General features: G+C 41.4%; 28 protein-coding genes. 19 read left to right on the top strand and 9 right to left on the bottom strand.

Going from position 1 to position 25,805, the window contains the following annotated elements; translation table 11 throughout:
* Window positions 1–84 precede the first annotated feature (84 nt).
* The 5 genes from DEO27_RS01895 (at window position 85) to DEO27_RS01875 (ending at window position 4,011) form a co-directional block, all read left to right on the top strand.
* Window positions 85–939: a LiaF transmembrane domain-containing protein gene (locus DEO27_RS01895; protein WP_112575974.1), complete on the top strand. Its 855-nt coding sequence runs from the start codon at window positions 85–87 to the stop codon at window positions 937–939.
* Between the two features lie 33 nt (window positions 940–972).
* Window positions 973–1,308, top strand: coding sequence for a DUF4288 domain-containing protein (locus DEO27_RS01890; protein WP_091218060.1), 336 nt, complete (start codon window positions 973–975; stop codon window positions 1,306–1,308).
* Window positions 1,309–1,334: 26 nt separating this feature from the next.
* Complete coding sequence (locus tag DEO27_RS01885) at window positions 1,335–2,369, top strand: sensor histidine kinase (protein WP_223818127.1); 1,035 nt, start codon at window positions 1,335–1,337, stop codon at window positions 2,367–2,369.
* Window positions 2,366–3,112 carry a LytR/AlgR family response regulator transcription factor gene (locus tag DEO27_RS01880; protein WP_112575973.1) on the top strand — a complete coding sequence of 249 codons (747 nt, stop codon included), beginning with the start codon at window positions 2,366–2,368 and terminating at the stop codon, window positions 3,110–3,112. The genes DEO27_RS01885 and DEO27_RS01880 overlap by 4 nt, the downstream gene beginning before the upstream one ends.
* Window positions 3,113–3,312: 200 nt before the next feature.
* Complete coding sequence (locus DEO27_RS01875; protein ID WP_112575972.1) at window positions 3,313–4,011, top strand: L,D-transpeptidase family protein; 699 nt, start codon at window positions 3,313–3,315, stop codon at window positions 4,009–4,011.
* 168 nt (window positions 4,012–4,179) lie between these two features.
* Here the strand turns inward: DEO27_RS01875 and DEO27_RS01870 are convergent, their stop codons facing one another.
* The 3 genes from DEO27_RS01870 to DEO27_RS01860 form a co-directional block, all read right to left on the bottom strand.
* Window positions 4,180–5,070 carry a flavin reductase family protein gene (locus tag DEO27_RS01870; protein ID WP_112575993.1) on the bottom strand — a complete coding sequence of 297 codons (891 nt, stop codon included), beginning with the start codon at window positions 5,068–5,070 and terminating at the stop codon, window positions 4,180–4,182.
* 138 nt (window positions 5,071–5,208) lie between these two features.
* The gene (locus DEO27_RS01865; protein ID WP_112575971.1) at window positions 5,209–6,204 is read right to left on the bottom strand and encodes a fumarylacetoacetate hydrolase family protein; all 996 of its coding nucleotides are present in this window, start codon (window positions 6,202–6,204) and stop codon (window positions 5,209–5,211) included.
* Between the two features lie 266 nt (window positions 6,205–6,470).
* On the bottom strand, window positions 6,471–7,643 hold the full coding sequence (locus tag DEO27_RS01860; protein ID WP_112576068.1) for an IS4 family transposase: 1,173 nt from the start codon (window positions 7,641–7,643) through the stop codon (window positions 6,471–6,473).
* Between the two features lie 331 nt (window positions 7,644–7,974).
* Between DEO27_RS01860 and DEO27_RS01855 the strand changes: the two genes are divergently transcribed.
* The 9 genes from DEO27_RS01855 to DEO27_RS01815 all read left to right on the top strand — a co-directional run bounded on the left by DEO27_RS01855 (window position 7,975) and on the right by DEO27_RS01815 (window position 15,988).
* Window positions 7,975–9,213 (top strand): homogentisate 1,2-dioxygenase, encoded by a 1,239-nt coding sequence (locus tag DEO27_RS01855; protein WP_223818126.1) that lies wholly within the window; start codon window positions 7,975–7,977, stop codon window positions 9,211–9,213.
* A gap of 113 nt (window positions 9,214–9,326) precedes the next feature.
* Window positions 9,327–10,451, top strand: coding sequence for a 4-hydroxyphenylpyruvate dioxygenase (hppD, locus tag DEO27_RS01850; protein WP_112575940.1), 1,125 nt, complete (start codon window positions 9,327–9,329; stop codon window positions 10,449–10,451).
* Between the two features lie 103 nt (window positions 10,452–10,554).
* Window positions 10,555–11,808 carry a TPR end-of-group domain-containing protein gene (locus tag DEO27_RS01845; RefSeq protein WP_112575941.1) on the top strand — a complete coding sequence of 418 codons (1,254 nt, stop codon included), beginning with the start codon at window positions 10,555–10,557 and terminating at the stop codon, window positions 11,806–11,808.
* 97 nt (window positions 11,809–11,905) lie between these two features.
* On the top strand, window positions 11,906–12,145 hold the full coding sequence (locus tag DEO27_RS01840; RefSeq protein WP_112575942.1) for a hypothetical protein: 240 nt from the start codon (window positions 11,906–11,908) through the stop codon (window positions 12,143–12,145).
* Window positions 12,130–12,429, top strand: a complete 300-nt coding sequence (locus tag DEO27_RS01835; RefSeq protein WP_112575943.1) for a type II toxin-antitoxin system RelE/ParE family toxin — start codon at window positions 12,130–12,132, stop codon at window positions 12,427–12,429. The genes DEO27_RS01840 and DEO27_RS01835 overlap by 16 nt, the downstream gene beginning before the upstream one ends.
* A gap of 36 nt (window positions 12,430–12,465) precedes the next feature.
* Window positions 12,466–12,936 carry a YciI family protein gene (locus DEO27_RS01830; protein WP_112575944.1) on the top strand — a complete coding sequence of 157 codons (471 nt, stop codon included), beginning with the start codon at window positions 12,466–12,468 and terminating at the stop codon, window positions 12,934–12,936.
* Entirely contained in the window at window positions 12,937–13,593 is a 657-nt protein-coding gene (locus tag DEO27_RS01825; RefSeq protein WP_112575945.1) for a DNA alkylation repair protein, read from the top strand. It begins immediately after the preceding gene.
* Window positions 13,594–14,045: 452 nt separating this feature from the next.
* Window positions 14,046–15,527 carry a PAS domain-containing sensor histidine kinase gene (locus tag DEO27_RS01820; protein WP_112575946.1) on the top strand — a complete coding sequence of 494 codons (1,482 nt, stop codon included), beginning with the start codon at window positions 14,046–14,048 and terminating at the stop codon, window positions 15,525–15,527.
* Window positions 15,528–15,544: 17 nt separating this feature from the next.
* Window positions 15,545–15,988, top strand: coding sequence for a two-component system response regulator (locus DEO27_RS01815; RefSeq protein ID WP_112575947.1), 444 nt, complete (start codon window positions 15,545–15,547; stop codon window positions 15,986–15,988).
* Between the two features lie 16 nt (window positions 15,989–16,004).
* Here DEO27_RS01815 and DEO27_RS01810 read toward each other — a convergent pair whose 3' ends face one another.
* The 3 genes from DEO27_RS01810 to DEO27_RS01800 all read right to left on the bottom strand — a co-directional run bounded on the left by DEO27_RS01810 (window position 16,005) and on the right by DEO27_RS01800 (window position 18,846).
* On the bottom strand, window positions 16,005–16,481 hold the full coding sequence (locus tag DEO27_RS01810) for a hypothetical protein (protein WP_112575948.1): 477 nt from the start codon (window positions 16,479–16,481) through the stop codon (window positions 16,005–16,007).
* Window positions 16,482–16,500: 19 nt separating this feature from the next.
* Window positions 16,501–17,481, bottom strand: coding sequence for a type I phosphomannose isomerase catalytic subunit (locus DEO27_RS01805; RefSeq protein ID WP_112575949.1), 981 nt, complete (start codon window positions 17,479–17,481; stop codon window positions 16,501–16,503).
* A gap of 135 nt (window positions 17,482–17,616) precedes the next feature.
* Window positions 17,617–18,846 (bottom strand): NADP-dependent isocitrate dehydrogenase, encoded by a 1,230-nt coding sequence (locus tag DEO27_RS01800; RefSeq protein WP_112575970.1) that lies wholly within the window; start codon window positions 18,844–18,846, stop codon window positions 17,617–17,619.
* Window positions 18,847–19,056: 210 nt separating this feature from the next.
* On the opposite strand from DEO27_RS01800, the gene DEO27_RS01795 reads away from it, so the two are divergent.
* Entirely contained in the window at window positions 19,057–19,767 is a 711-nt protein-coding gene (locus DEO27_RS01795) for a hypothetical protein (RefSeq protein ID WP_112575950.1), read from the top strand.
* Between the two features lie 87 nt (window positions 19,768–19,854).
* On the top strand, window positions 19,855–20,277 hold the full coding sequence (locus DEO27_RS01790) for a hypothetical protein (protein ID WP_112575951.1): 423 nt from the start codon (window positions 19,855–19,857) through the stop codon (window positions 20,275–20,277).
* Between the two features lie 78 nt (window positions 20,278–20,355).
* On the opposite strand, the gene DEO27_RS01785 is transcribed toward DEO27_RS01790, so the two are convergent.
* The 3 genes from DEO27_RS01785 to DEO27_RS01775 form a co-directional block, all read right to left on the bottom strand.
* Window positions 20,356–22,143 (bottom strand): DNA polymerase III subunit gamma/tau, encoded by a 1,788-nt coding sequence (locus DEO27_RS01785; RefSeq protein WP_112575952.1) that lies wholly within the window; start codon window positions 22,141–22,143, stop codon window positions 20,356–20,358.
* 106 nt (window positions 22,144–22,249) lie between these two features.
* Window positions 22,250–23,704, bottom strand: coding sequence for a capsule assembly Wzi family protein (locus DEO27_RS01780; protein ID WP_112575953.1), 1,455 nt, complete (start codon window positions 23,702–23,704; stop codon window positions 22,250–22,252).
* 424 nt (window positions 23,705–24,128) lie between these two features.
* On the bottom strand, window positions 24,129–24,365 hold the full coding sequence (locus DEO27_RS01775) for a hypothetical protein (protein WP_146750156.1): 237 nt from the start codon (window positions 24,363–24,365) through the stop codon (window positions 24,129–24,131).
* Between the two features lie 161 nt (window positions 24,366–24,526).
* Between DEO27_RS01775 and rpsF the strand changes: the two genes are divergently transcribed.
* Genes rpsF through rplI form a run of 3 tightly spaced genes read left to right on the top strand, consistent with a single transcriptional unit; the run spans window position 24,527 to window position 25,617 of the window.
* On the top strand, window positions 24,527–24,895 hold the full coding sequence (gene rpsF, locus DEO27_RS01770) for a 30S ribosomal protein S6 (RefSeq protein ID WP_091218122.1): 369 nt from the start codon (window positions 24,527–24,529) through the stop codon (window positions 24,893–24,895).
* A complete protein-coding gene (gene rpsR / locus DEO27_RS01765) occupies window positions 24,895–25,158 on the top strand; it encodes a 30S ribosomal protein S18 (RefSeq protein WP_022833472.1) in 264 nt (87 codons plus the stop codon). Before rpsF ends, rpsR begins: the two co-directional genes overlap by 1 nt.
* A gap of 15 nt (window positions 25,159–25,173) precedes the next feature.
* The gene (gene rplI, locus DEO27_RS01760) at window positions 25,174–25,617 is read left to right on the top strand and encodes a 50S ribosomal protein L9 (protein ID WP_091218124.1); all 444 of its coding nucleotides are present in this window, start codon (window positions 25,174–25,176) and stop codon (window positions 25,615–25,617) included.
* Window positions 25,618–25,805 lie beyond the last annotated feature (188 nt).

Genomic DNA, 25,805 nt, shown 5'->3' with positions numbered 1-25,805 from the left:
CTTTAAATACGTCGCCAGTTTTTGATTGACTCAACTATAATGTTACCTTAGTTTTGGATATGATTTCAATTTGCAGATAATACAATGAACAACGATATAGAACATCCAAAAGATCCCAACAAAGGCAAGTCTGTTGCCGGGATCATTTTACTTGCTGTAGGCGGCATATTGCTGCTTCAGCAATTCCGAATTTTTTTCATACCCGATCATCTTTCCCTATGGCCATTGTGGCTTATTTTCTGGGGAGTATATGTAGGTGCCAAGCATAATTATAAAAAGGCTTCATGGGTAATGCTGGTAGCTTTAGGTGTCATATTCCTGATAACCCAAAACATCAACAACTCCGATCGTATAGTAGGCCCTTTGGCTGTAATTGGCTTTGGCATGTGGTTAATATTAAGGCGCAACAAACATTTTGATCCAAACCAGTGGAAAAACGATTTCAAAGGCGAAAAATGGACAAACTGGGATAAAAAAGAGCCCTTTCAATTTGAAAAGACCGAACCTGTTGACTACACTGTAAAAGACGAAGGTGATCCGGTACCTCCCGTTGATCCGTACGCCCAGAAACAGCAGCAGTACAACACTAAATACTCTGGCGACGACTATATAGATACCGTATCTATTTTTGGCGGGGTTAACAAAACTATTCTTTCCAAACAATTTCGCGGAGGCGATATCGTAAACATATTTGGCGGCGCCGAGCTTGATTTTACCCAGGCAGATATCAACGGCAGGATCATCATCGATATTACCCAGATCTTTGGCGGCACTAAAATCATTGTGCCATCCAACTGGCAGGTAGTATCTGACCTTGCAGCTGTTTTTGCCAGTGTTGATGATAAACGCATCAGGAGCACCGCAAGTGTAGGCAGCGAAAAGGTGCTGGTACTTAAAGGTGTATCCATTTTTGCAGGGGTAGATATCCGCAGTTATTAATTAAGGCAGCTAATTACGAAAAGCATAAACAACATGAACTGGTACGTAGCAAAATTAGTTTTCAGGGTGATAAGCGGGGATGGCGATCATCAGGCGCAATTTGATGAGCAATTAAGGCTGATCAGCGCTGACAGTGAACTGGTAGCTTATGAAAAAGCAAACCGCATTGGTCACGCCAACCAGGATAGCTTTAAGAACATTGAAAAGCAAACCGTTAAATGGCAATTTATTGATGTAGCCGAACTAAACCAGCTTGGCGAACTTACCGACGGTACCGAGTTGTATTACAACATACATGAAACGCCCGATGCTGATTTATATATTGCCTGGGCGCATCATAAATCGGCCTTACTGGGCATCAGAAACTAAACCTTAAAAACAGAAAGCAACCCGTTTTGGAAGTCCCATCAATACAATCATCAAAACTATACGCGGCATTTGTAATATGCGGTGTGGCCTGGGCTGCATTGCAAACCTACATCATCCATAGTTTTGGTTTTTTATGGTTCACTGCCGCTACTGATGGTCTGCTCAGCGCAATATTCCTTTCATGTGCTTGCTGGCTTATCAATAATAACTTACGCTACTACCAACCGGGTAAGGGCAGCTACATTAACCTGTTTATCTGGTGCGTTGCGCTTGCAGGTATCTGTACCGCGGGTTGCCGTTACATCTTACCGCTAATTAATAGCGACACGATCTACACCGGTTTCCTGGCCCAATCATTAACCATCCGCTTTTTTACCGACTTTTTGGCGATAGGCTGGATGGCGATGATAAGCTTGTTGTGGTTTTCACAACTGGATCAGAAAGAGACCCTAAAACGTAAAACCGAAGCCGAGCAACTGGCTCGCGAAGCCGAATTATATAACCTGAGGCAGCAATTGCAGCCACACTTTTTGTTTAACAGCTTAAACTCTATCAACGCGCTTATCGGCTTTAAGCCCGATGAAGCCCGCAGGATGATTCACCAGCTATCTGATTTTTTACGCGGAACACTAAAAAAAGACGATCAGTTACAGGTGAGCCTCACTGAAGAACTTGCGCACCTCAACTTATACCTCGATATAGAAAAAGTACGCTTTGGGCACCGTTTACAAACTGAAATAAGTTGTGACCCAAAATGCGGAACCGCCATACTGCCATCAATGCTGTTACAGCCTTTGGTTGAAAATGCCATTAAATTTGGCCTTTATGATACCATAGGCGAAGTTACCGTGAGCATTCGCGGCGAAATTGAGGATGGCTATCTGAATTTAATGGTACAGAACCCGTATGATCCGCAAACATCAAAACCAAAAAAAGGTACAGGTTTTGGTTTGCGGGGAGTGCAACGGCGATTATATTTGCTGTATGCCCGCAATGATTTAATGGAAACCCATGCGAGCGATGATCTGTACACTACCATTATAAAAATACCGCAACTATGAAGCGAGCTTTAATTATTGATGATGAACCTTTAGCCCGCATGGTTGTAAGGGAATACCTGCTTGATTTTAAAGACATTGAACTGATACAGGAATGTAACGATGGCTTTGAAGGTCTTAAAGCTATTCAGCAGCACCAGCCCGATTTGGTTTTTTTAGATATCCAGATGCCTAAAATTACCGGCTTTGAAATGCTTGAACTGGTTGAGCAGCCCCCTGCCGTAATATTTGCCACCGCCTTTGATGAATACGCCATAAAAGCTTTTGAAGCCCACGCGGTTGATTATTTGTTAAAACCTTTCAGTAAAGAACGCTTTAATAAAGCTGTTGAAAAGTTCCTGGCTACTGCTGCTCCAAAACCGGCAGCTAAGCAAACGGAAGAACTGTTGGAAACCGCAGCCACCCAGTCGCCGGCACAGCATGAGCGTATTGTGGTAAAAACGGGCACTAAGGTAAAGATCATCCCGGTTGCCGATGTTGAATACCTGCAGGCCGATGATGATTACGTAAGCGTGATCACCAAAGAAGGTTCGTACCTTAAAAACAAAACCATGAGCTTTTTCGAGCAAACGCTTGATCCCAATCATTTTGTGCGTGTGCACCGCTCATACATGGTAGCCATTCCGCAGATCACCCGTATCGATCCATACGAAAAAGACGCGCACCTCGCTATCCTGAAATCCGGCGCCAAGATCCCGGTAAGTAAAACAGGATATGTGAAATTAAAACAGGTGTTGGGCATATAATAGTATCCCCAACACGTCATTGCGAGGCACGAAGCAATCGCATGCTATACAGAGCGGCTCTGTACCGTTCGCGATTGCTTCGTTCCTCGCAATGACGTGTTAAGAATAGCAGGTTTCAACTACAACAAAAAAATCTCCAGCCCCACATAATTTCCTCCCGGCAACTCCGTTAACTACAATTATAGTTAACAACCTGACCAATGCCTAAACTAATCACATTGCTGCTATTAATCCTATTATTAGCACTTCACAAAACCGAAATTCCAGATAGCAAACGAGCCAGCGATGTACGTCTTAAAGTTTGGCCCAAGCTTCAGAAAGAGCTTAAAGAGAAAGGCCTCGCTCCCTATGGTTCAGTATATCTCCGTATTATTAAAGACATTAGCGTGCTTGAGGTATGGGTAAAATCGGCCAATAAATACCAGCTATTTAAAACTTACGATGTATGCACCTACTCCGGCGGCCTCGGTACAAAAACCCGCGATGGTGACGGCAAAAGTCCGGAGGGATTATATACCATTGAACCTAAACAGCTTAACCGGGTAAGTAATTATTATTTGGCTATTAATGTTGGCTACCCTAACGTGGTTGATCAAGCCAAAGGCTATACCGGCAGCGCTATTATGGTACATGGACATTGTGCTTCGATAGGCTGTTACGCCATGACTGATGCCCGCATAGAAGAAATTTACACCCTGGTTTACGAAGCGTTTACAGCCGGTCAAAAACAAATCCGGGTTGATATTTTTCCTTTCCGGATGGATGATACTAATTTAAAGCGCTATGCAGTATACAAACAAGATGCCTTTTGGCGCTCATTGAAACCAGCCTACGAACTATTTGAAAAAAGACAGCTACCGGTTGATTATCATCTTAAGGGGAAGGATTATGCTTATTGAAGGATAGTCGGACAATAATTTGGCGATAAAAGAGGTCATTTCGAATAACAAAACCATGTCATTGCGAGCGAAGCGTGGCAATCGCACGGAAGCGTAACCACTCTGTATAGCATGCGATTGCTTCGTCGTTCCTCCTCGCAATGACATAATTTTATTAAATTCACGGAATCACTCCATCAAAAGCACCATCAAAGCTTCCTCTACCCTTTCCAATTCCAAAAGCTGTTTGGCTTTCAAATGCAGTTGCAATTCGCGGGTTTGGCTATCGCCGATGGTGGCATCGAGTACTTCTTTTATCTCGGGAGTGAGCGCGAAGGCTTCAATAGCTTCGTCGGTGGGGATGGTTTCCAGGTTGCCTAATTGCCCAAGGTTGTTACCGGTTAATATTCTTGAATTACGGATGGCATAGGGCAAGGCATCAACACCAATGCCTATCCTGATGTTTGGTTTGGCTACTTTAAACAGGTTGTCTTTAGTAACACGGCAATACCAGTCGCCGCCAAGACGGGCTACCAGGTCCATTTTGGCCTGGTCTATTTTTCCGTCCGCGTCTAAAACAGCATCACTAATGTGGATCAGCTTAATTTCGGCGAGTACCAGGTTACCGGCACCGTGGCTTTGTCCTAATTCAATTACCTCATTAACTACACATTCCAGTTGCACATATGATTCGGCTACCCGCGGTGGTTTTACCAATTGTGATGGCACCGGTGTTAAACCCGATTTGATAAACTCGTTAACCCCCAGCGGATATTCTACACTTGAAAGTGAGGTTTGCTGTACCATATCGTAATTAACAATATTGATCACGCATTCGGGTACTTCTTTAACATTTTCGAGCGTGTGTTTAGTAGTATTGTCCCTCACCCGGCGCGATGGTGAGAATATACATATAGGCGGATTAGTGCTGAAAAAATTAAAAAAGCTGAAAGGACTCAGATTTACATTACCTGCTTTATCAATAGTAGAGGCCAGGCATATAGGCCGTGGTGCTATTACAAAATGCAGGTAGCTTTGAAGCTGAACAGGAGAAAGATCGGCTATATTAATGGTGGGCATGGACGTTTTATTCACAACCGTCATTGCGAGGTACGAAGCAATCGCTAACTGTACAGAGAGACTTGCATAGTCGCCCTGCAAATCGGGGATTGCTTCGTACCTCGCAATGACGCGTTTTTATGTTTATGCTATTATCTTTTACTTCTTCAATTTCAATATCGAAAAATCACTATTGGCTTTTTCAATAATATTGCCCAGCATGCCTAAGCCGGTGATCTCCATTTCAACCAGATCGCCGGGTTGCAACCATTGTGGTTCGTAGTCGGCATTATTAAGTACACCGGTGCCATTCAGTTCAAGGAAGCAACCGGTACCAACCGTGCCCGAACCTATCACATCGCCAGGCAAAACATCGCAGCCATAGGCAGCGCGCTCAATGATTTCAGCAAAGGTCCAGTCCATATCGGCCATATTACCTGCCGATACCTGTTTGCCATTCACCACACATTTCATCTCCAGGTTATAGGCGTTACCCGTGTGACCAGGTTTTGCGGGCACTTTATATTGTTCCAGTTCATCTGGCGTTACCAACCACGGACCAATAACCGTCGAAAAATCTTTACCCTTTGCCGGGCCAAGGTTCAGCAGCATTTCTTCCATTTGCAGGGTACGGGCACTCATATCATTCATGATCATGTAACCCGCAATAAAGCTATCGGCCTCAGCAGCTGTAATGTTGCGACCCTTCTTATTCAGTACCACAGCTACTTCCAGTTCAAAATCCAGCTTCTGAAAATGATCGGGCATGCACTCAATTTCGCCGGGGCCTTGTATGGCATTATGGTTGGTGAAATAAAAAATAGGATACTGATCAAACTCCGGTATCATATCCAGTTTACGGTTGCGCCTTGCTGAGGCTACGTGCTGCCTGAAAGCGTAACCATCCCTGCACGATGTTGGATGAGGTACAGGCGCCATCAGCTCAAAAAACAATTCTTCCTTAGCCTCTATCTTTCCCGAACGAATATCTTCATTAACCCGCGCGGCATGCTCCATCAGTTCGGGCCCTCCCCATAAAAATTCATTCATATTGTCGGGGATCAGCTTATCGCAGGAGTTTAAATTATAGATGTGGCCATTAACAAAAACACCAAGATGTTCGCGGTCTTCAGTTTTATAGGATACTAATTTCATAGAGTAGCTTAATTGGTATAATCAAAGCTAATGATTTTGGTTGATGGTTTATGAGGTGAATGGTTGATTAAGTTGATTGGAGAGTGGTGAGTAGTTGATTGGGTTGATTAGGTGATTAGTTTCTTACGCGGATATATATTCCGCCGCCGCTCGGCTCCTGCCGAGTGGCCGTTATCCCCAGGCCTCTGGCCTGTATACATCACGCCGGCGGCCAGAGGCCGTGAAATAGTTGCCACTCGGCAGGAGCCCACAGGTGTTGGGAAGAGTTACCAAAAAGGGATGTGTCCATTTGTGGGAGGTTTATCGGGATCTCCACCATAAAGTCTTACAATAAATTTCATGAGTTCGGCTTCCATTTCCAAGGCAAACTGTTGTTTAGCAGACTTACTACTTTTAATTCGATTTAACTTTTGGTAAGTTATTATTAACAGCGATAGGATCATCCTGACATACAGTACGGCTTTGATGCCGTTTATGCTTCTGGATAGTAGATGTGAGAAGTTAAGTTCTTGTTTGATGAATTTGAAGAACACTTCTATATCCCATCTTTTCTTATACAGTGCGGTTATTTCATAAGCTTGAAAATCAAAGATATTGGTCAAAAAAGCGAGTACTTCTCCATTGGGTTTGACTGCTTCGATATATCGATAAACGTTCTTTGTCTTTTTTCCCTTCCTGTTATATAGGTAAAGCTTACGGTCTGTTACCAGCCTAAGCTTATAGTCATCAGGAGTAGCTTCAAATAAGTTATTCTCTTCAACAACTACACTACGTGGGTTCGGATTGATTCGTGTAATAAAATTGATTCCCTGGTCAAAGAGCTCATCATAGGCGTCTCTTGATTGTAGGCCGGCATCGACTATAACGATACTTTTATTAGATGCAGGACAGCCAACAATGGCTTGTTTCAAAGCTACGTTCTCACTGTTAAATGTAGCCTGATGATGAAAAGCCACATACTCAGGTATTTCTGAATAGCCTATAGTAAATTTAAGCTGTTTTACATGTTCCTGGCTTCCTCCGGAACGAAATCCGATCCTGATCAGCTTGGATGAAAGTGATATCAGCGTTGAATCAAAACGCAACAACTGATGCTGTTTATTATCTTTCGAAGGTAATTGGGCTGAAAAACGTTCAATACAATCCTGGTATAAAGCTTCAAAAAAAACCGCGTCCGCACGGCTTAGGCGTTCGCTGATTGAACTGTAATGTATCTTTTGCGCTTCGGATTTGTCAGATAAATGACTGAAAGCATACGAATTAAAGATATTCTCCATTACCCTGAGGCTATTGTGCTTTACTTCGAACTGACTGTAAAGTAATAGCTTAAAAAGGACTGAGACCGGTAGTTTCTTTACCTTATGGTCTGTTTTATGATAGTCAGCCAAAAACGCAAGACGCTCCTCTGGAATTAACTTTAACAAGTCGGGCACACGCATATGCCACTAAAAATACAATTTCTATTTCTCTTCCCAACACCTGTGGGCAGGAGCCGAGCGGCGGCGTTAAAAAATAATAGCAACCACTCACCCAATCAACTTAATCAACCACTCACCATCTTCCAACCAAAACTTGCATCCTAAATATAATCCTGCTAACTTAGTATCATGTTACAGGTACAAATGCATTTTCTGTTTTCATTGGGGTTAACCTCCATGAGCGATGCTTCATCGTTCAGAGATGCTATGCTCGCTAAGATCGTATTGGCGCAATACTAATTCCTCCCTTCCGCTTTCTTCATTTTTTTTAACCATTATTTATTAAATGGTTATGGCTACGCGTAACGGACTTTTTAGCCCGAACACAAATCAGCATTTTATACGTTTTATTGTTAACCAATTAAACCAATCCATGCCTGTATATCATAGTTTAGGATTAATTCCGCCTAAGCGGCATACGCAATTCCGTAAGCCCGATGGTAGTTTATATGCCGAAGAACTGGTATCAACCGAGGGCTTTTCGAGCCTTTATTCATTAGTGTACCACGCCTACCCGCCTACCATTGTAAAAACCCTGGGCGAGCCCTACAGCGTGGAGCCTAAAATAGCGCGCGAAAAGCACCTGAAGCATACCAGCCTGATAGGTTTTAATGTACAGCCCGAAGATGATTACCTGCAAAGCCGCAAGCCGGTACTGGTAAACAGCGATCTGCATATTTCACTGGCAGCACCGCGCCAAAGCATGACCGACTATTTTTACAAGAACAGCCAGGCCGACGAGGTAGTTTTTATTCATGAGGGCACCGGCACCTTAAAAACCGGTTTTGGCAATATAAAATTTCAATATGGCGATTACCTGGTGATTCCGCGCGGTACTATTTACCAAATGGAGTTTGATGGTACAGCAAACAGGCTTTTCATTGTAGAAAGTTTTAGCCCTATTCGCCCGCCTAAACGTTACCGCAACCAGTACGGGCAGCTGATGGAACACTCGCCCTATTGCGAACGCGATATTAAGCGACCGGCCGATCTGAAAACTTACGATGAGCATGGCGATTTTAAAATTCTGATTAAAAAGCAAGGCCTCATTTATCCTTATATCTATGGCACCCATCCGTTTGATTTTGTAGGCTGGGATGGCTTTCATTATCCATGGGCTCTATCCATTCATGATTTTGAGCCGATAACCGGAAGGCTGCACCAGCCGCCGCCTGTACATCAAACTTTTGAGGGCAACAACTTTGTGATTTGTTCTTTTGTGCCCCGCAAGTTTGATTATCACCCGCTATCTATCCCTGCACCGTACAACCACAGCAATGTGGATAGCGACGAGGTATTATATTATGTTGATGGCGATTTCATGAGCCGCAAAAGCGTGGTAAAAGGACAGATCACCCTGCACCCCGGCGGTATCCCGCACGGGCCGCATCCAGGCTCTGTCGAAAAATCGATAGGTAAGGAATCAACAGACGAACTGGCTGTAATGATAGATCCATTCAGGCCACTAATGTTAACAGAGGACGCGATCAGGATAGAGGATGAAAATTATTATAAAAGCTGGCAATATTAACCGCTATATCATTACGAGCGAAGCGTGGCAACCGCACGGAAGCATATTCGCCCTGTATAGCATGCGATTGCTTCGTCGTTCCTCCTCGTAATGACATATTTAATTTAATTAAAATGACTACTCAAACTTTAGATAAACAACAAACCACAACCGATTTCCTGCCCCTTAACGGTACGGATTATGTTGAATTTTATGTAGGCAACGCCAAGCAGGCGGCCCATTATTATAAAAGCGCTTTCGGCTTTCAAAACCTGGCTTATGCAGGACCTGAAACCGGCGTGCGAGACCGTGCCTCATATGTTTTACAGCAGGGCAAGATCAGGATTGTGCTTACTACCCCCCTTCACTCCAGCCACCCCATTGCCGAGCACATCAAAAAACATGGCGATGGCGTAAAAGTACTGGCCCTTTGGGTTGATGATGCATATGATGCCTTTGAGCAAACTACTAAGCGCGGTGCCGAGGCCTATCAGCAACCGCAAACTTTAACCGACGAACATGGAGAGGTACGTACCAGCGGTATTAAACTTTATGGCGAAACCGTTCATATGTTTGTAGAACGTAAAAACTACAATGGCTTGTTTTTGCCCGGCTACCAAAAACTCGAAAATACCTTTAATCCAACCGATACAGGTCTGCTATATGTTGACCATTGCGTAGGTAACGTAGGCTGGCATAAAATGAATGAATGGGTTAATTTTTATGAGGAAGTTTTAGGCTTCAGGAATATCCTCACCTTTGATGATAAAATGATTTCAACCGAGTATTCGGCTTTAATGAGTAAGGTGATGAGCAACGGGAATGGCTATGTAAAATTCCCGATCAATGAGCCGGCCGAAGGCAAAAAGAAATCGCAGATTGAGGAATATCTGGAATTTTATGAAGATGAAGGGGTACAACACCTCGCCCTTGCTACCCATGATATTGTAGCTACGGTAACCGAATTGCAAAGCCGGGGTGTTGAATTTTTAAAGGTGCCGTCTACCTATTACGACGATCTGCTTGATCGTGTAGGCCACATCGACGAAGACCTTGAACCTTTAAAGCACTTAGGTATTTTGGTTGACCGTGATGACGAAGGCTACCTGCTGCAGATCTTCACCAAACCAGTAGAAGACAGGCCGACCCTGTTCTTTGAGATTATTCAGCGCAAGGGTGCCAAATCATTCGGTGCCGGTAATTTCAAAGCTTTGTTTGAAGCTATTGAACGCGAACAGGAAGCACGAGGAAACCTTTGATTTCGGATTTCGGAATTTCGATTTCGGATTTTTCTAAATTTGATTTATGATTAGAAGCCGGGCGCTGCCCGGCTTTTTATTTTCATTTTGCTATTTTTAGCTTATGTATAAATACCTGACCTTTTTCTTTACGCTGCTATGCTCCGCAGTATTTGGACAAAAAAGCCTGAGCAGCAAGGGCGATAGCCTGTACGAGGCAAAAAACTTTATCCAGGCGGGCAGTTGTTACCTGCAATCGGCCAGGCAAGCTGAGTTTAAGGCCTCTGCCACCGGCGATTATTATAATGCCGCCTGTTGCTACGCCCTTGCCGGTAAAGCGGATAGCGCCATGACCATACTGAAATTGGCAGCAAGCAGCGGTTATAAAAATGCTGCACACCTGGTAACAGATTCCGACCTGAATTCGCTGCATCAAATGCCGGATTGGCGGCCGCTGCTAAACTCCGTAGAAAAAACAAAAGGGTTCACCGATGATCCGTCAAAAGTTCATTTGGTAACAACGGATGTTAAAAATTTCTGGACAGCTTATGACCTTGCTCAAAAAGACACGGCCAATCGCCTCAAAATTTACAGGCAATACTACGTTGACCCGGGGTCGCCGGGCTTGCAGGATTATTTTGCTTACAAAGTTGTGAGCATGAAAAGGTTTGTAAGAGGGCACGATAAAAAACCGAAGTTTTATGCAGCCATCCGCAAAAACACGTTCACTGTAGATAAGCAAAAGCCGCAAATGATGGCATCATTCGCGAAATTTAAAGAGATCTATGCTCAGGGCAAACTTCCTGATGTTTACTTTATTATCGGCTCATTTTCATCCGGCGGTACATCAACAGATAACGGTCTGCTTATTGGGCTTGACCAGGCAGTGCGTACGGCTGATATACCTGTGGATGAGCTTAGCCTTTGGGAAAAAAATAATTTTGGAAAACTCGACTACCTGCCAAACCTCGTAGCGCATGAACTCATTCATTATAACCAGGGTGGCATGTTAGGCGGCGATACTACTTTACTAAGGGCTGTTTTGGTTGAAGGCATGGCCGATTTTTTAGGTGAGCTGATATCTAGCCGCACTGCCAATGAGCGTCTGCATGTATGGGCAAAAGGCCATGAAAAGCAAATATGGGCCGATTTTGAGAAAGAAATGTATTTAAAACGGGCCTATAACTGGATAGCCAATTCCAATCAGGAAACTGCCGATAAACCATCCGATCTGGGATATTGGGTTGGTTACCAGATTTGCAAAGGCTACTATGATAATAGCGCAGATAAAAAGCAAGCCATTTATGATATGCTTAATATCAAGGACTATAAAGCCTTTTATGAAAAAAGCGGAACCAGTAAAAAATTCGGTAATTAGCGTGAACACATACTCCTTATAGATTATGAAGCCGGGCGTTTGCCCGGCTTTGTTGTTAATGATTAAATTAGTAATTTGACATTATAAAAGGAAGGCAATGAATATTAAGGAAGATTTTCATCATTTGATAGATACCATTGATGATGAGCAATTATTGAAAAGTTATTATCAGTTAATTCAGCAATTAAATGCTAACCAAACCGGTCATCTTTGGAATAACCTGAATGAAGCTGAAAAACAGGAGCTCTTAATAGCCTACGACGAAAGCTTTGACGATGCTAATCTTTTGTCCCATGATGCAGTAAAACAGATGCATAAAAAATGGCTAAAACAATAATCTGGAATCGCAAAGCCAGCGATAAATTCAATTCCATTATAGCATATTTAGAACAGGAATGGGGTGAAAGTGTTACAAAGAATTTCGTTATCAATACCTACAAAATAATTGAGCTCATAGCAAATTACCCTGAGATGGGGACTTTAGAAAATAAAGAAAAGCAAATAAGGGGCTTTGTTATAACCAAACACAATACTCTATTTTACAGAATTGAAGAAGATAAAATAATCCTGATCACCTTTTTCGACAACAGGCAAAATCCAATAAAAAAACCTAAAGGCTAACCAATTAATATTTCTGGTTGTATAAATCATAAATCAATGAAAAAAGCTTTACTCATCATTGCCTCCGTAGCATTAAGCCTTAACTGCTTAGCCCAAAGCTCCCCTGCCGCCAAGCCAGTTTATGATGCCGCCCTGGCTAAAAAACTGGGAGCCGACGATTATGGCATGAAAAAATATGTAATGGCATTTTTGAAAGAAGGGCCAACCCAACTGAAAGATTCGGCGGCTAATATGCAGCTGCAAATGGCGCATCTTAAAAATATTGGCAGGCTTGCGGCCGAAGGTAAGCTGGTTGTTGCGGGTCCGTTTTTGGATAATCAGCCCCTGCGTGGTATTTTCATTTTTAATGTAGAAACCGTTGAGGAAGCGAAAAAACTCACAGAAACAGACCCGGCTATTAAGGCTGGAGCTTTAGTAATGGAACTACACCCCTTTTACTGCAGCGCGGCGCTGATGCAGGTTGTGCCCATCCACAATACCCTCCAGAAGAAAAGCATGACCAATTAAATGGATACCGTAACATTTGTACTTGAACATCTCAAAGAAAAGGCCGACGCCACCTACTTAAAAGGCATGGCCCGCTTTGGTATCGACAGTTCGCGGGCTTTGGGTGTAAAGTTGCCCGAGATCCGTAAGCTTGCCAAGCTCATTAAAAAAGATCATGAATTGGCCTTAGCGCTTTGGGATACTCAAGTACATGAAGCCAGGATGCTGGCATCAATGATTGCCGAGCCCAAACAGGTAACGCCCGAACTCATGGATAAATGGGTTGCAGACTTTTATTCCTGGGATATTTGCGACCAGGTTTGCGGCAATCTTTTCGACAGGACTCCATTTGCTATTGATAAAGCTATTGAGTACAGCAGCCACCAGGAGGAGTTTGTAAAACGTGCTGGTTTTGTGCTGATGGCCGAATACGCCATCCACAATAAAACCGCACCCGACGAGGTTTTCCTGAACCTGTTCCCCATTATGGAAAGGGAAGCCTGGGATAACCGTAACTTTGTTAAAAAAGCCATTAACTGGGCCTTACGACAGATAGGCAAACGAAATAATATATTAAAAGTTAATGCTATTAACACAGCAAGAAATATTTATAACCAATCCTCCAAATCGGCCAAGTGGATAGCTAAAAGTGCAATAGATGAACTAATAAGCAAATAAGCTTGATAATATTTTTCTATATAATTAAAAACACCCAAGTTGCCTGTAAAATAGGACATTATAATACCCAATAATAGTTCACCCATATTCACTAACTTAGTGCCCGCTATTTTTACAATCAAATTACGTCAAAGTATTTTATAGGGAATATCTTCAACTTTTAGTGTATTTAAACAAAGTTTAGGTTCTTTGATGGCTGTTTTACAAAATAATACTTCAATTAGGAGTACATATAGCCAAATATTCTAAAAACCGTAATTACCAGTAAAAGAATACATTATAAAGTATCAAAAATATTATATTTGAGGCTGAGCAAATGTGGAATAATGATTGAGAAGAATATAACAACAAAACAACTGGTAGTTGTAAGTTAAAAAACTTCAAATCATGGCACATATTTTATAATAAGCACGTGTCAAAAAACAAATTGAATTAGTGAACGGATTGTTGATATGAGTTTTTCGGAAAAGGGTAAACTTTCTGGCGATGACATTCATCTTACCCCTTTGATCAATGATCTGGATACGGGTATTTGGCAATATAATTTCAATACCAGGGAAGTAAAATGGTCATCTGGCTTTTATGCTGTATTAGGCTATCAGTTCAATGAAATTGAATGTTCTGTCAATACTTTTTTTGAGCACCTGCTTTACCATGGCGATAAGCCTGCTTTTACCAACGCAATCAACAACAGGGTAACCGACGATACAACTCCCCTTCAGTTACGTTTTTTAACCAAAAAAAATGGCTACCAATGGTTTGAAACTACCATCAGGAAGCAGGATGACGAAAACGGCAGTATCGTTTACGGTTCGCTTATAAATATCAACCGCTACAAGCACAACGATTTATTATCGGCCCACAATCAGGCTACAAATGATGATGCCTTTAAAACAGCCCGCTTGGGCATTTGGGAAATTGACACGCAAAACGTTAATACCATTGTATTGTCAAAACAGGTTTATGAGTTGTTTGATCTCCAGAACCACTTAAACCTGAGCGTTGAAGAGTTTATCAGCTTTTTTGAGCCTCCGTACCGCCCGGTTTTACAAAACGCTGTTAATAATACTATCAACCACAGCCGGCCTTTTGATATCGATCTGCTTTTACGATCGGCCAAAAACAATATGCTTTGGCTAAAAGTGAAGGCCGTACCGGTAATTAACCACTTTGGTAAATGCACCGCTATTAAAGGGATTGTTCAGGATATCGACAGCGATAAAAGAAAGCTGCTTAAGCTGGAGCAATCCATAAATCTGCTTACGGACCAGAATCGCCGTTTGCAAAATTTCGCGTACATCGTATCGCATAATCTCCGTTCGCATACAGGGAACCTTCAGTTTATGGTGAACCTGTTTGAGCAGGCAGACGCCCGGGAAGAGCGGGAGGAGATCTTTTCGCACATCAAAGCTATCAGTGAAAGTTTGGATGGCACCATTGAGCACATTAATGAAATAGTTAAGATCCAGACCGAAATTACAAAGGAACGGAAGGTAGTTGAATTGGAGCCGATGTTCAGGACTATTTGCTCAGCGTTAAAAAATAACATCGAGGCTATAAACGCCCGTGTTGAATGGGACTTTACCCAATGCCGTGAAATTAGTTACATCCCGGCTTATATGGAAAGCATTTTGCAAAACCTGCTTACCAACTCGTTAAAATATAGCAGCCCGGAAAGGCAACCCATCATAAAATGTTACACGCTGGCCGAAGGAAACCACATATATCTCATTTTTGAAGATAACGGCCTGGGTATCGATCTTGAACGGTATGGCGACAAGCTCTTCGGAATGTATAAAACATTCCATAACAACAGTGACGCCAAGGGAATTGGCTTGTTTATAACCCGCAACCAGGTTGAAGCGTTAGGCGGTAGCATTAAAGTTGACAGCACTGTAAATGCTGGCACAAAATTTACTATCAGGTTGGTATAATTTACAAATACGGAGAGATGATTGAAGAGCGAAATTCCACAAACACCTGGATTGTGGACGATGACAGCATTTATGTTTACGGCCTGAAAAAACTGATAGGCATAAAGGGGGTGAATACCAATTTAAGTCACTTTATTAACGGACAAGAGGGCATTAACGCACTAAAAAATGCAAACGAAGATCAACAATTGCCGGATTTGATATTACTGGACATTAATATGCCCGTAATGGATGGATGGGAGTTTATGAATGAATTTGCGAAATTAAAGCCACAATTAGGGAAAAACATTACTGTATATATCGTGAGCCCCTCTCTTGATCTCAACGATATCCACCGGGCTAAAAGTATTCCGGAAGTTGCCGACTATATTTTTAAGCCTGTAAAGATCAGTCAGCTTACAGAAATTTTTTCTCAAACCCAGTATCAGGCAAACGAAAGAATAAGACAATACGGAACATGATGTTCCGTATTGCTTTTTATTGTTTTACCAAAACCGATGTGGATATAAAGTTTTGAGAAGTATCCTTAAATGTAAGCTGAACTTTTCCACCCACATTACTCAATTGCCCATATGAGGCGTTGTTGCCCGAAACGGTAAATTTTATCCTGTTACTGCCACTCATTACCCACTGACCTGCGGCAGCATCACCTTTTGCCCCTATTATAGTAACGCTATTCGGTGTTCTTGAAACATAACAATCTTCCGCCCCTACGTAACCCCCGGTCCAGGTTCCATCGTCTTTAAGCGTAGTTTGGTTATCGCTCAAACATGGCGAAACTGTGCTTGTATATGTTTCGGAAGCACCCGTGCTGGTGTCAAAATCGGTTTTAGATATAAGCACATATTTACCAGCATATGCGCTTTTGGGATTACTGTTTTCCTTTTTGCAGCTATTACCGGCAAACAATACTGTTAGGACAAGGCTAAAAAAGGTTATTCGTTTTTTATACATGCAGGTGTATACGTGTTAATTATTCGATATAGCTTTCCAGAATTTTAAAGCCACCGGTTGTTTCCAATTCAATTTTATCAATGCTTTTTGGCAACAGGATACACTCGCCCATTTTAACGGCATATGCCTCGTTGTTATATTTTACAGTGTAACCGCCTGCAACACAAACATGGATAACAAATGAATCCAGGGCCGAATAGTCTTTAGATGTACTTTCGTCAAAATCAAGCACATTGGTTGTAAAGTAAGGGCAGGTAACCAACTTTACTGTTTCATTCTTTTTAGGCTCGTATTGCGTTTTGTACTCGTCGTAATGTTTGTAATCAATAGCGGCAAGGGCCTCTTCGGTATGTAATTCACGTTTCTGACCTTTGTCATCAACACGATCAAAATCATAAATACGATAGGTAATATCTGATGTTTGCTGAATTTCGGCAATCAGTAATCCTTTACCAATGGTGTGTACCCTGCCTGCAGGCAAAAAGAAAACATCGTCGGCAACGGCCTTCTCCTTGTTCAGGATATCCATAATGTGTCCGCTGTTTAAAGCATCTACATATTTTTGCTCGGTCATTTCCTGGTTAAAGCCGGTAATCAACGTCGAACCAGGATCGGCCTCGATGATATACCACATTTCGGTTTTACCAAATGAGTTATGACGCTCTTTTGCCAGTTTATCATCAGGGTGTACCTGTACAGAAAGATCATCATTGGCATCAATAAATTTCACCAATAAAGGGAAGATATTGCCAAAATGATCGTAAACCTTTTTACCAACCAGTTCGTCTTTATATTGCTCCAGCAAATCGGCCAATGACTCGCCTTCAAGCGCGCCAGATGCTACTACCGAAACATCAGATTTTACGCCTGATATTTCCCAGGTTTCGCCACAGTTTGGCAAGCTGCCAAAATCTTTATGCAAATAGGTTTTGATCTTTTGACCGCCCCATATTTTATCCTTATATATGGTTTTGAATTTTAACGGATATAATGCCGACATAGTGTTGAGTATTTTGACTGCTAAGTTAGGAGTTAAATAGATAATTGAAAATGCTAAATTGATTTACTTAACATATTGTATAACAAAAAAGCCCATGCTAATGCATGGGCTTTTCTATATTAAACTTGTAGGTAATTACTTGCCTAAGCGTTTTTTCAGGTTTTCGTCAATTGCAGCCAAAAACTCTTCGGTGTACAGGTAATCAGTACCGTGCTCCACTTTGGGTTTAATGGTGATGGCCAAATCTTTGGTCATTTTGCCACTTTCAACAGTTTCGATACAAACTTCTTCCAAAGCTTTGCAGAAATCAATCAGTTCCTGATTTTTATCCAGGATACCGCGGAATTCCAAACCTCTTGTCCACGCGAAAATTGACGCGATTGGGTTAGTTGAAGTTGGTTTACCAGCCTGGTGGTCACGATAGTGACGGGTTACTGTACCGTGAGCTGCTTCAGCTTCCATTACAGTACCATCCGGGGTAACCAGGGTTGAGGTCATTAAACCTAATGAACCAAAGCCTTGAGCTACGGTGTCAGACTGTACGTCGCCATCATAGTTTTTACAAGCCCAAACAAAGTTACCGTTCCATTTCAGGGCCGATGCAACCATGTCGTCAATTAAGCGGTGCTCATAAGTGATGCCGGCAGCATCAAACTTTTGTTTGTAATCACTTTGATAGATCTCTTCAAAAATATCTTTGAAGCGGCCATCATATTTTTTAAGGATCGTATTTTTAGTTGAAAGGTATAAAGGCCAGCCTTTCATTAAAGCCTGGTTAAAGCAAGCATGGGCAAAGCCTCTGATAGACTCATCGGTATTGTACATGGTTAATGCAACACCATCACCTTTAAAGTTAAATACCTCATATGACTGCTCTGGGCCGCCATCTTCTGGAGTAAATTTAACGGTAAGTTTGCCTTTACCTTTAGTTAAGAAATCGGTAGCGCGGTATTGATCGCCAAAAGCATGACGGCCAATGCAGATAGGTGCTGTCCAGTTAGGTACTAAACGAGGTACGTTTGACATAACGATTGGCTCACGGAAAACAGTACCATCTAAAATGTTACGGATAGTTCCGTTAGGTGATTTCCACATTTGTTTTAATCCAAATTCAGCAACCCTTGCTTCGTCGGGAGTAATAGTAGCACATTTGATACCAACACCATATTGTTTAATAGCGTTAGCTGCATCAATAGTAACCTGGTCGTCGGTTTGGTCGCGGTACTCAATACCTAAATCGTAGTATTTGATATCAAGATCAAGATACGGTGTAATCAATTTGTCTTTGATGAATTTCCAGATAATGCGGGTCATTTCATCTCCATCCAGTTCAACTACCGGATTTTCTACTTTTATTTTTGACATGCCTGATGTGGTTTTTGTTTTACAAACGGCCAAATATATAAAATAGACTTTATGAATTTTATCAAATAATGCAATGAAAAATCACACATTTCGTTATTATGACAATTATTAACGCGGGTATTGTTGTTTTTATAAACTTTGGTGCTATTTTTACTAAAACAAAATGCTTACCATAAAACAAACTCCTTTTAGCCGGGGTTAACGTTTATTATGATAAAACTGATACTAAAAACCTCCTTTATAATCCTGTTGTGTTCTGTTTCGTTTTTAGCCAAAGCCCAGATTGGGTTCGACTATGCACAATATGATGTTGGTTTTGCCGCAGGTATTAACCAGGCCAGTTCGGCCGATGTGCAAACCCTAAAAACAACACCTTCCATAAATCTTAACTTTACTTACAATCAAAGCCCATTCATTAATTATATATTTAATGTAGAGGTGGGCAGATTAAAAGGTGGCTCTCCAAACACTACAACACAAAGGCAGTTTGAAAATCATTTCAGCGCCTACTCATTCAGGGTGCAGGTGCAGGCCGGCGAATTAATTGACTATTCGCAAAGCGCTATAGCTAATGCCTTTAAAAACCTTTACCTGTCATCAGGTTTGGGCTATATTAATAACAACATTGTATACAGAACGGATGACGCTCTTTTATTAGCGTACAACCAGGTTTTGCCATTTGAACCTAAAACAAATGAAATATTTATACCAGTTAGATTAGGGTATGAATTTAAATTCTTTAACAGCTACAACCAACCTTCTGTTAAAATTGACCTGGGCTATCAATACAACTTTATTATGGGCGATAACCTTGACGGATATGTTGCCGGCGCTCATAATGATGCCTATTCGCAGGTTACCTTAGGCTTTAAATTTGCTATTGGCGGCGTTACTTCGTACCGCAAACAGATCCATTATTAAGCTTTACGTAAAAATCTTTTTTTTAATCAGTTTGTTTTTTTGGCAGGGTTTTTACTGTGTATATTTATACTATAAAAACACAGACCTATGAACAACGATCAAATTGACGACGCAGGTTTTAACGACGAGCTGCCTGATCGCGACGAAACACTAAAAGATGAGCTGGGTGAAACCATTGATGAGGAAAACCTGAACTACAATCCGGACGATAACAGTTACGAATACGATGTTAAGAGTGATGACCCGGATTATGACCATCCGGATCCGTATCATACCACGGCAAAAAACGGCGAGGACTTTAACTCCACTTATGATGAGGCAAACCCCTATGATGTTGAGGGCGAATTTGACGAAGACCGCTCGCTTGAAACTGATGTAGACGAATTAGGAATGCACATTGACCACGGCGAGAGTGTGGAAGTTGATCCCGTTGATGCCGCCCTTTCTCATACTGCTGAAGATGACAGGGACGACCTTGACGAGGAAGGATACCCAAAAAACGACAGATAATCAATTACCGGGAATATTTTTATTGATACTGAGTTGTTGGTATTATTAATACCCGCGACTCAGTATCCAAACGTGCCATTAATCAAAATCAAGATTAAACCTGCTCTTTAACTCCAATAACTGTGGATTGCGGGTGGCCATATGCTGAAACTTTTCGGGAGCTGTATAAGGCTTACGTACTACCTTTAGTTCGTCAACACGGGCATTTACATCAATAGTAAAATTTTTAAGTGTGCTGCGCAGATAATTCAGCATAAGAGGTTTTTCATCCCTAAACGTGGTTTCCTGCACCATGTTGCCTACTATTACCTCAAAAACATATGGTTTTAGCATACGTGGCGCGTTTGATGTAAAAATGGTTACCAGGTTTTTCTTACCCTCTTTTTTGGCAAACGCGGCAAAATCACTCCAGCATTGCAAGAAGGCATCCATGGTAAAATCCTCATTGTCATCACCCTTTAAATAAGGATCTTCCTCTTCAAGTAGTTGCTCCTGCGTTTTCACCTCGCCTGTTAATGAAGGGGTGAGTGTACTGCGCAACGGCATTATTATCTTAGGCTTTTCGGCCGGAGGGGCTTCTTTTACCGTTACAGGTGGAGTAGCTACCTCTTTAGGGGCAGTTTTATAAACGGGTACTGCTTCACTCACTACCGATACCGTGGAGCTTGCCAGGATATTATTAACCGGCGCTACTGCTGAGGTATCAGGTTTTTTTTTTAATCCCCCGTCGGCTGCGGGCGTTACTGTGAGTGGTGTGGTTGCCAGGTTAAATACCGATGGCAGGTGGCACATCTTGAGCAACGCCAGTTCCACCTGTAGTCGCTGATTTTTACTTAGCTTATAACTGATATCGCACTGGTTGGCAATATTCATAGCCGAAAGCAAAAACGACACCGATGACTGTTGCGATTGCTGCAGGTATTTTGTTTTGATGCCATCACTTACCTCAAGCAGCTTTAAGGTTGATTGATCTTTTCCAACCAACAGGTTCCTGAAATGCTCAGACAAACCGGCTATGAAATGTGCGCCATCAAAACCTCGTGAAAGGATCTCATCAAAAAAGAGCAATACTTTGGCGGTATCCTCCCTAAGCAGGCTTTCGGTTATATTAAAGTAGTAATCGTAATCAAGTATGTTCAGGTTATCAATAACCGACCGATAAGTTACCTTGGCACCCGAAAAGCTAACGATCTGGTCAAACATCGACAATGCGTCGCGCAAACCGCCATCGGCTTTCTGGGCTATGATGTGCAAACCATCAGGTTCATAGCTAATATTTTCCTTACCGGCAATTGATGCCAGGTGATTAGCCATATCCTCAACCCTGATGCGGTTAAAATCAAAGATCTGGCAACGGGAAAGAATGGTTGGTAGGATCTTGTGTTTTTCGGTAGTGGCTAATATGAATATAGCATAGTGAGGCGGCTCTTCCAGCGTTTTCAGGAACGCGTTAAAAGCGGCCTGCGATAGCATGTGCACCTCATCAATAATATACACCTTGTAACGCGCGGCCTGCGGTGGGATCCGTACTTGCTCTATCAGGCTCCGGATATCATCAACAGAGTTATTTGACGCGGCATCAAGCTCATGTACGTTGAAGGAATTTCCATTTTCAAAGGCTTTGCATGACGGGCATTCACCACAGGCTTCGCCATTAGGTTGCAAATTGGTGCAGTTAATGGTTTTTGCCAGGATTCGCGCACAGGTAGTTTTACCCACACCACGCGGACCACAGAACAAAAATGCCTGTGCCAGCTGGTTATTTTTTATAGCATTTTTGAGCGTGTTGGTTATATGTTGCTGACCAACAACGGTTTCAAAAGTAGCCGGGCGATACTTACGGGCCGAAACAATGAAATTATCCACAAGTGCTAAGGTAGTGAGAAATTAGATTGGGTGAAAGAGCGCATTTGCTAATTTTTTACACATTGACAACCTAAGCGTCTCAAATAAATACCGATCCCGGCTTTAATTACATAAATGATTTTGATACTTTCAGGATAACGCCCAACGAATTATAAAGCAGCCCTCCATGATCATAGGCCAGATCATAACCAACAGTATAGCCGTTTTTTAATGGCCTGATCCCTTCAAGAAAAACCGAATACTGGTTCACTTTTGTGAACGCTCCGTAATTGGAAGGGTTTCTTATTTTTCCTCCAACAGACCGGTAAGGCTCAGTACCATTATCAAAAGTACCCATGTTTTGCGAGTAAGAAAACTTACCCGTGTAAAACCAGTTAAACGCATAAAACTGAACACCGGTATGCAAGGCTAAAACCCTGTTATTTACAAAAAACTGCTTATTATTATTACCTATTTGACTCTTTCTTACATCATTTACGGTAGTTATAAACGGATTACCTAAAGCCATTTCGTTGTAAGACCATCCTTCTTCATACTCATAGTTGTTATAATAATTTTCGGCGCCCGATTTTGTTTTCTTTGAGCTAACCATACCTGCCTGATTTGCAGTATACAGATATTCAAATACAAATTTCTTCCAGTAAAAATCCCCCGCACCTGGCCGGTTATTAACAATGCTGACTCCGTTTAATCCATCATTAATATTAGCAAGTGACCTTAAAGCACCTATATCATAAAAGTTTTGGCGATACAGTAACACCGTGAAAGCATCAAATCTATATTCTGCTCCAAAATCTAACGAACCTAAATGATTACCAACTTTGCTTCCCTGGTATAACTTACCCGTTAGCACATACCAATACGCTTCTGCAGATGATAATTGAAATTTGTTGAATACCCGTTTTTCATCTCCCCACAAGGCTTCGTGATTGTACCCACCCTGAACTTTAAATCGCCAGGATGGTTTACCTATTTTAAAGTAGAGCGTATTTTCAAGATAATAGCCCTTAAAATCTTTTGGCCTTTCGCCAACTCTGACCTTAACATCTCCCAAATAACCGTTTGCCAATGATGCTTTAACCGCAAACAGTTTCCCCAAAACAGGGATACTGTAATACTCGGGAATACTTAAACTAACCTTGGGGATACCCAGGGCGTTACCTGATACAGAAAAAGAACCGGAAGAAAGCGTTGAATCGGCAAGTCCTATAATATCCTTAGAGCGACCTGCTTTTAATTCAAAAATACTCGCATGGGCTTTAATTGATCCTTCAATGAGCGAAAAGCGGCTATCTTTTCCCGCATTGCCCCGACCTTCAAATGAAAATCCCCAGCCAAACGTTTTTGTTGTATCATAATCCTTCCTGATTTTTCCAATCAAGCTACCGGAACCTCCCGATAGCGGAACACTCCCAAACTGATTTGCCCTTAACCAAAAAGGAACCACATTATTCGTGGTGACAATACCCTGAGCTTCCAAACTGATGTGCACATTCTGATCTTGTGCTTTCGCTAAAAAAACGAACGAAAGTAGTGGCAATAAAACAAGTAGCTTTTTCATAGATAGATAGTTTCGGCAAACGATTAATTTCAAATAACGAAAAATGAACTTTTACTAATAATAATGTTATTTCATTGTTAAATCCATATCATTATCACCAATAAAAACGCATAACTATCACAATATATTCTATTTAGTTCGATAATTTAAATTAAACCAATAATTAAATTTAACTATTTGTTTAAATATATGAAAATCAGGTCGAAAAAATTTAAATCCTAAAGAAACAATAAAATCCATGCAGACCAAGTCTGCAATAAGCTTTTTGTTTAAATTTTAAAGGATAAAGGACAGTTTAGAAAATAACTATCCAGGTTGCCTCAAAACGGCAACACGTAGGGTAATAAATATTAATACACTATACTATTAAGCTTACACGTAGTACATGGAATAGTGAAGCTTTTGATTTGATTGAGATATCTATCTAAAAATCGTCATCAGGTAAATGATCATCATCTTCCGGGTCGGGCTCGCCCATATCATCATCAACCTGTATTTCATGCAAGTCCTCCTTATCATCAAGTATATCGTCAAAATCTTCATCTTCCTGGTCATCCCAATCACCCTCAAGAGGTTCATCCCCTCCGCCATACATCAGGATATCGTCAAATGAAAGCACTTTTGAGTTGTCAACACCGGTTAAGTCTGTCAGTAACTGCATAGCTATAAGTTTTTTAGGATAGAACGGCACATTACTCTATAAGTTTTAAAAAAACGCTTAAATAGTTATTAACCAATATCAACATTGATTTGAAAATCAGAAAACTATTTGTACATTTGCAGCCCCGTTAATAGCGGGTAAATAATTAAAAATCAAGTATAATGCAACAGTACGAAATCGTGATCGTTCTAACCCCGTTGCTTTCAGAAGAAGTTGCTAAAGAGGCGAATGCCAAATTTAGCAAGATCTTAACTGATGGCGGAGCCGAAATTGTCCAGGAGGATAATTGGGGTTTGAGAAAATTAGCGTACCCTATCCAAAAGAAAACTACAGGGTACTATCACTTAACTGAATTTAAGGCTCCGGGTGAATTAATTAACAAATTGGAGGTAGAGTTAAGGCGCGATGAGCGTGTATTGCGTTTCCTGACCATTGCTTTGGACAAACATGCCATTGCTTACAATGACAAAAAACGCAGCGGTGCTTTTAACAAAAAACCAGCAGCTAAAGCAGAGGAGGCAGCAAACTAATGGCTAACGAACAAATTAAATACGTTACCGCTCCAAAAGTGGAGGATAACCGTAAAAAATACTGCCGTTTCAAAAAGAACGGTATCAAGTATATCGATTACAAAGACGCAAACTTTTTATTAAAGTTCATTAACGACCAAGGTAAAGTATTACCACGTCGTTTAACTGGTACTTCATTAAAATTCCAGCGCAAAGTAGCTCAGGCTGTTAAACGCGCTCGTCACATCGGTTTATTACCTTACGTTACAGATTCATTAAAATAATAGGAGATTTAAGAAATGGAAGTTATTTTAAAACAAGATGTAAAAAACCTGGGTGATAAAGACGATATCGTAAATGTGAAACCAGGTTATGGCCGTAACTACCTTTTACCTAAAGGTTACGCCATATTAGCTACTGAAAGTGCACGTAAAGTTTTAGCTGAAAACCTTAAACAAGCTCAATTTAAGCAAGAGAAAATCCGTAAGGATGCTGATGCTATTGCAGCCCGTTTAGAAGGTGTTAAACTGAACATTGGTGCTAAAGCCGGCGAAACTGGCAAAATCTTCGGTGCTATCAACACTATCCAAATTGCTGATGCATTGAAAAAAGAAGGTTTTGACGTCGACCGTCGTCGTATCACTTTTGATCAGGAGCCAAAATTTGTTGGTGAATACGTAGCCAACATCAACCTGCACAAAGAAGTTAAAGTTCAGGTTCCGTTTGAAGTAGTAGCGGAATAATTATATTTCGGAATTCGGATTTGAGATTTCGGATTTTGAAAAGTTTAAAAAGGTGTTTTGAATTATCAAAACACCTTTTTTTATGATTAAAATCAAATAAGAGCGAATCCGAAATCTCAAATTCGAAATCTGAAATCAAGAATATTTATTTCGGATTTCTGGAAAAAATTTAGAATTTTAGAGGGTGC

The sequence above is a fragment of the Mucilaginibacter rubeus genome (assembly GCF_003286415.2).
Classification (GTDB): Bacteria; Bacteroidota; Bacteroidia; order Sphingobacteriales; family Sphingobacteriaceae; genus Mucilaginibacter; species Mucilaginibacter rubeus_A.
Note: the sequence above shows the minus strand (reverse complement) of the source record. Positions and strands in the feature narration are given on the sequence as shown.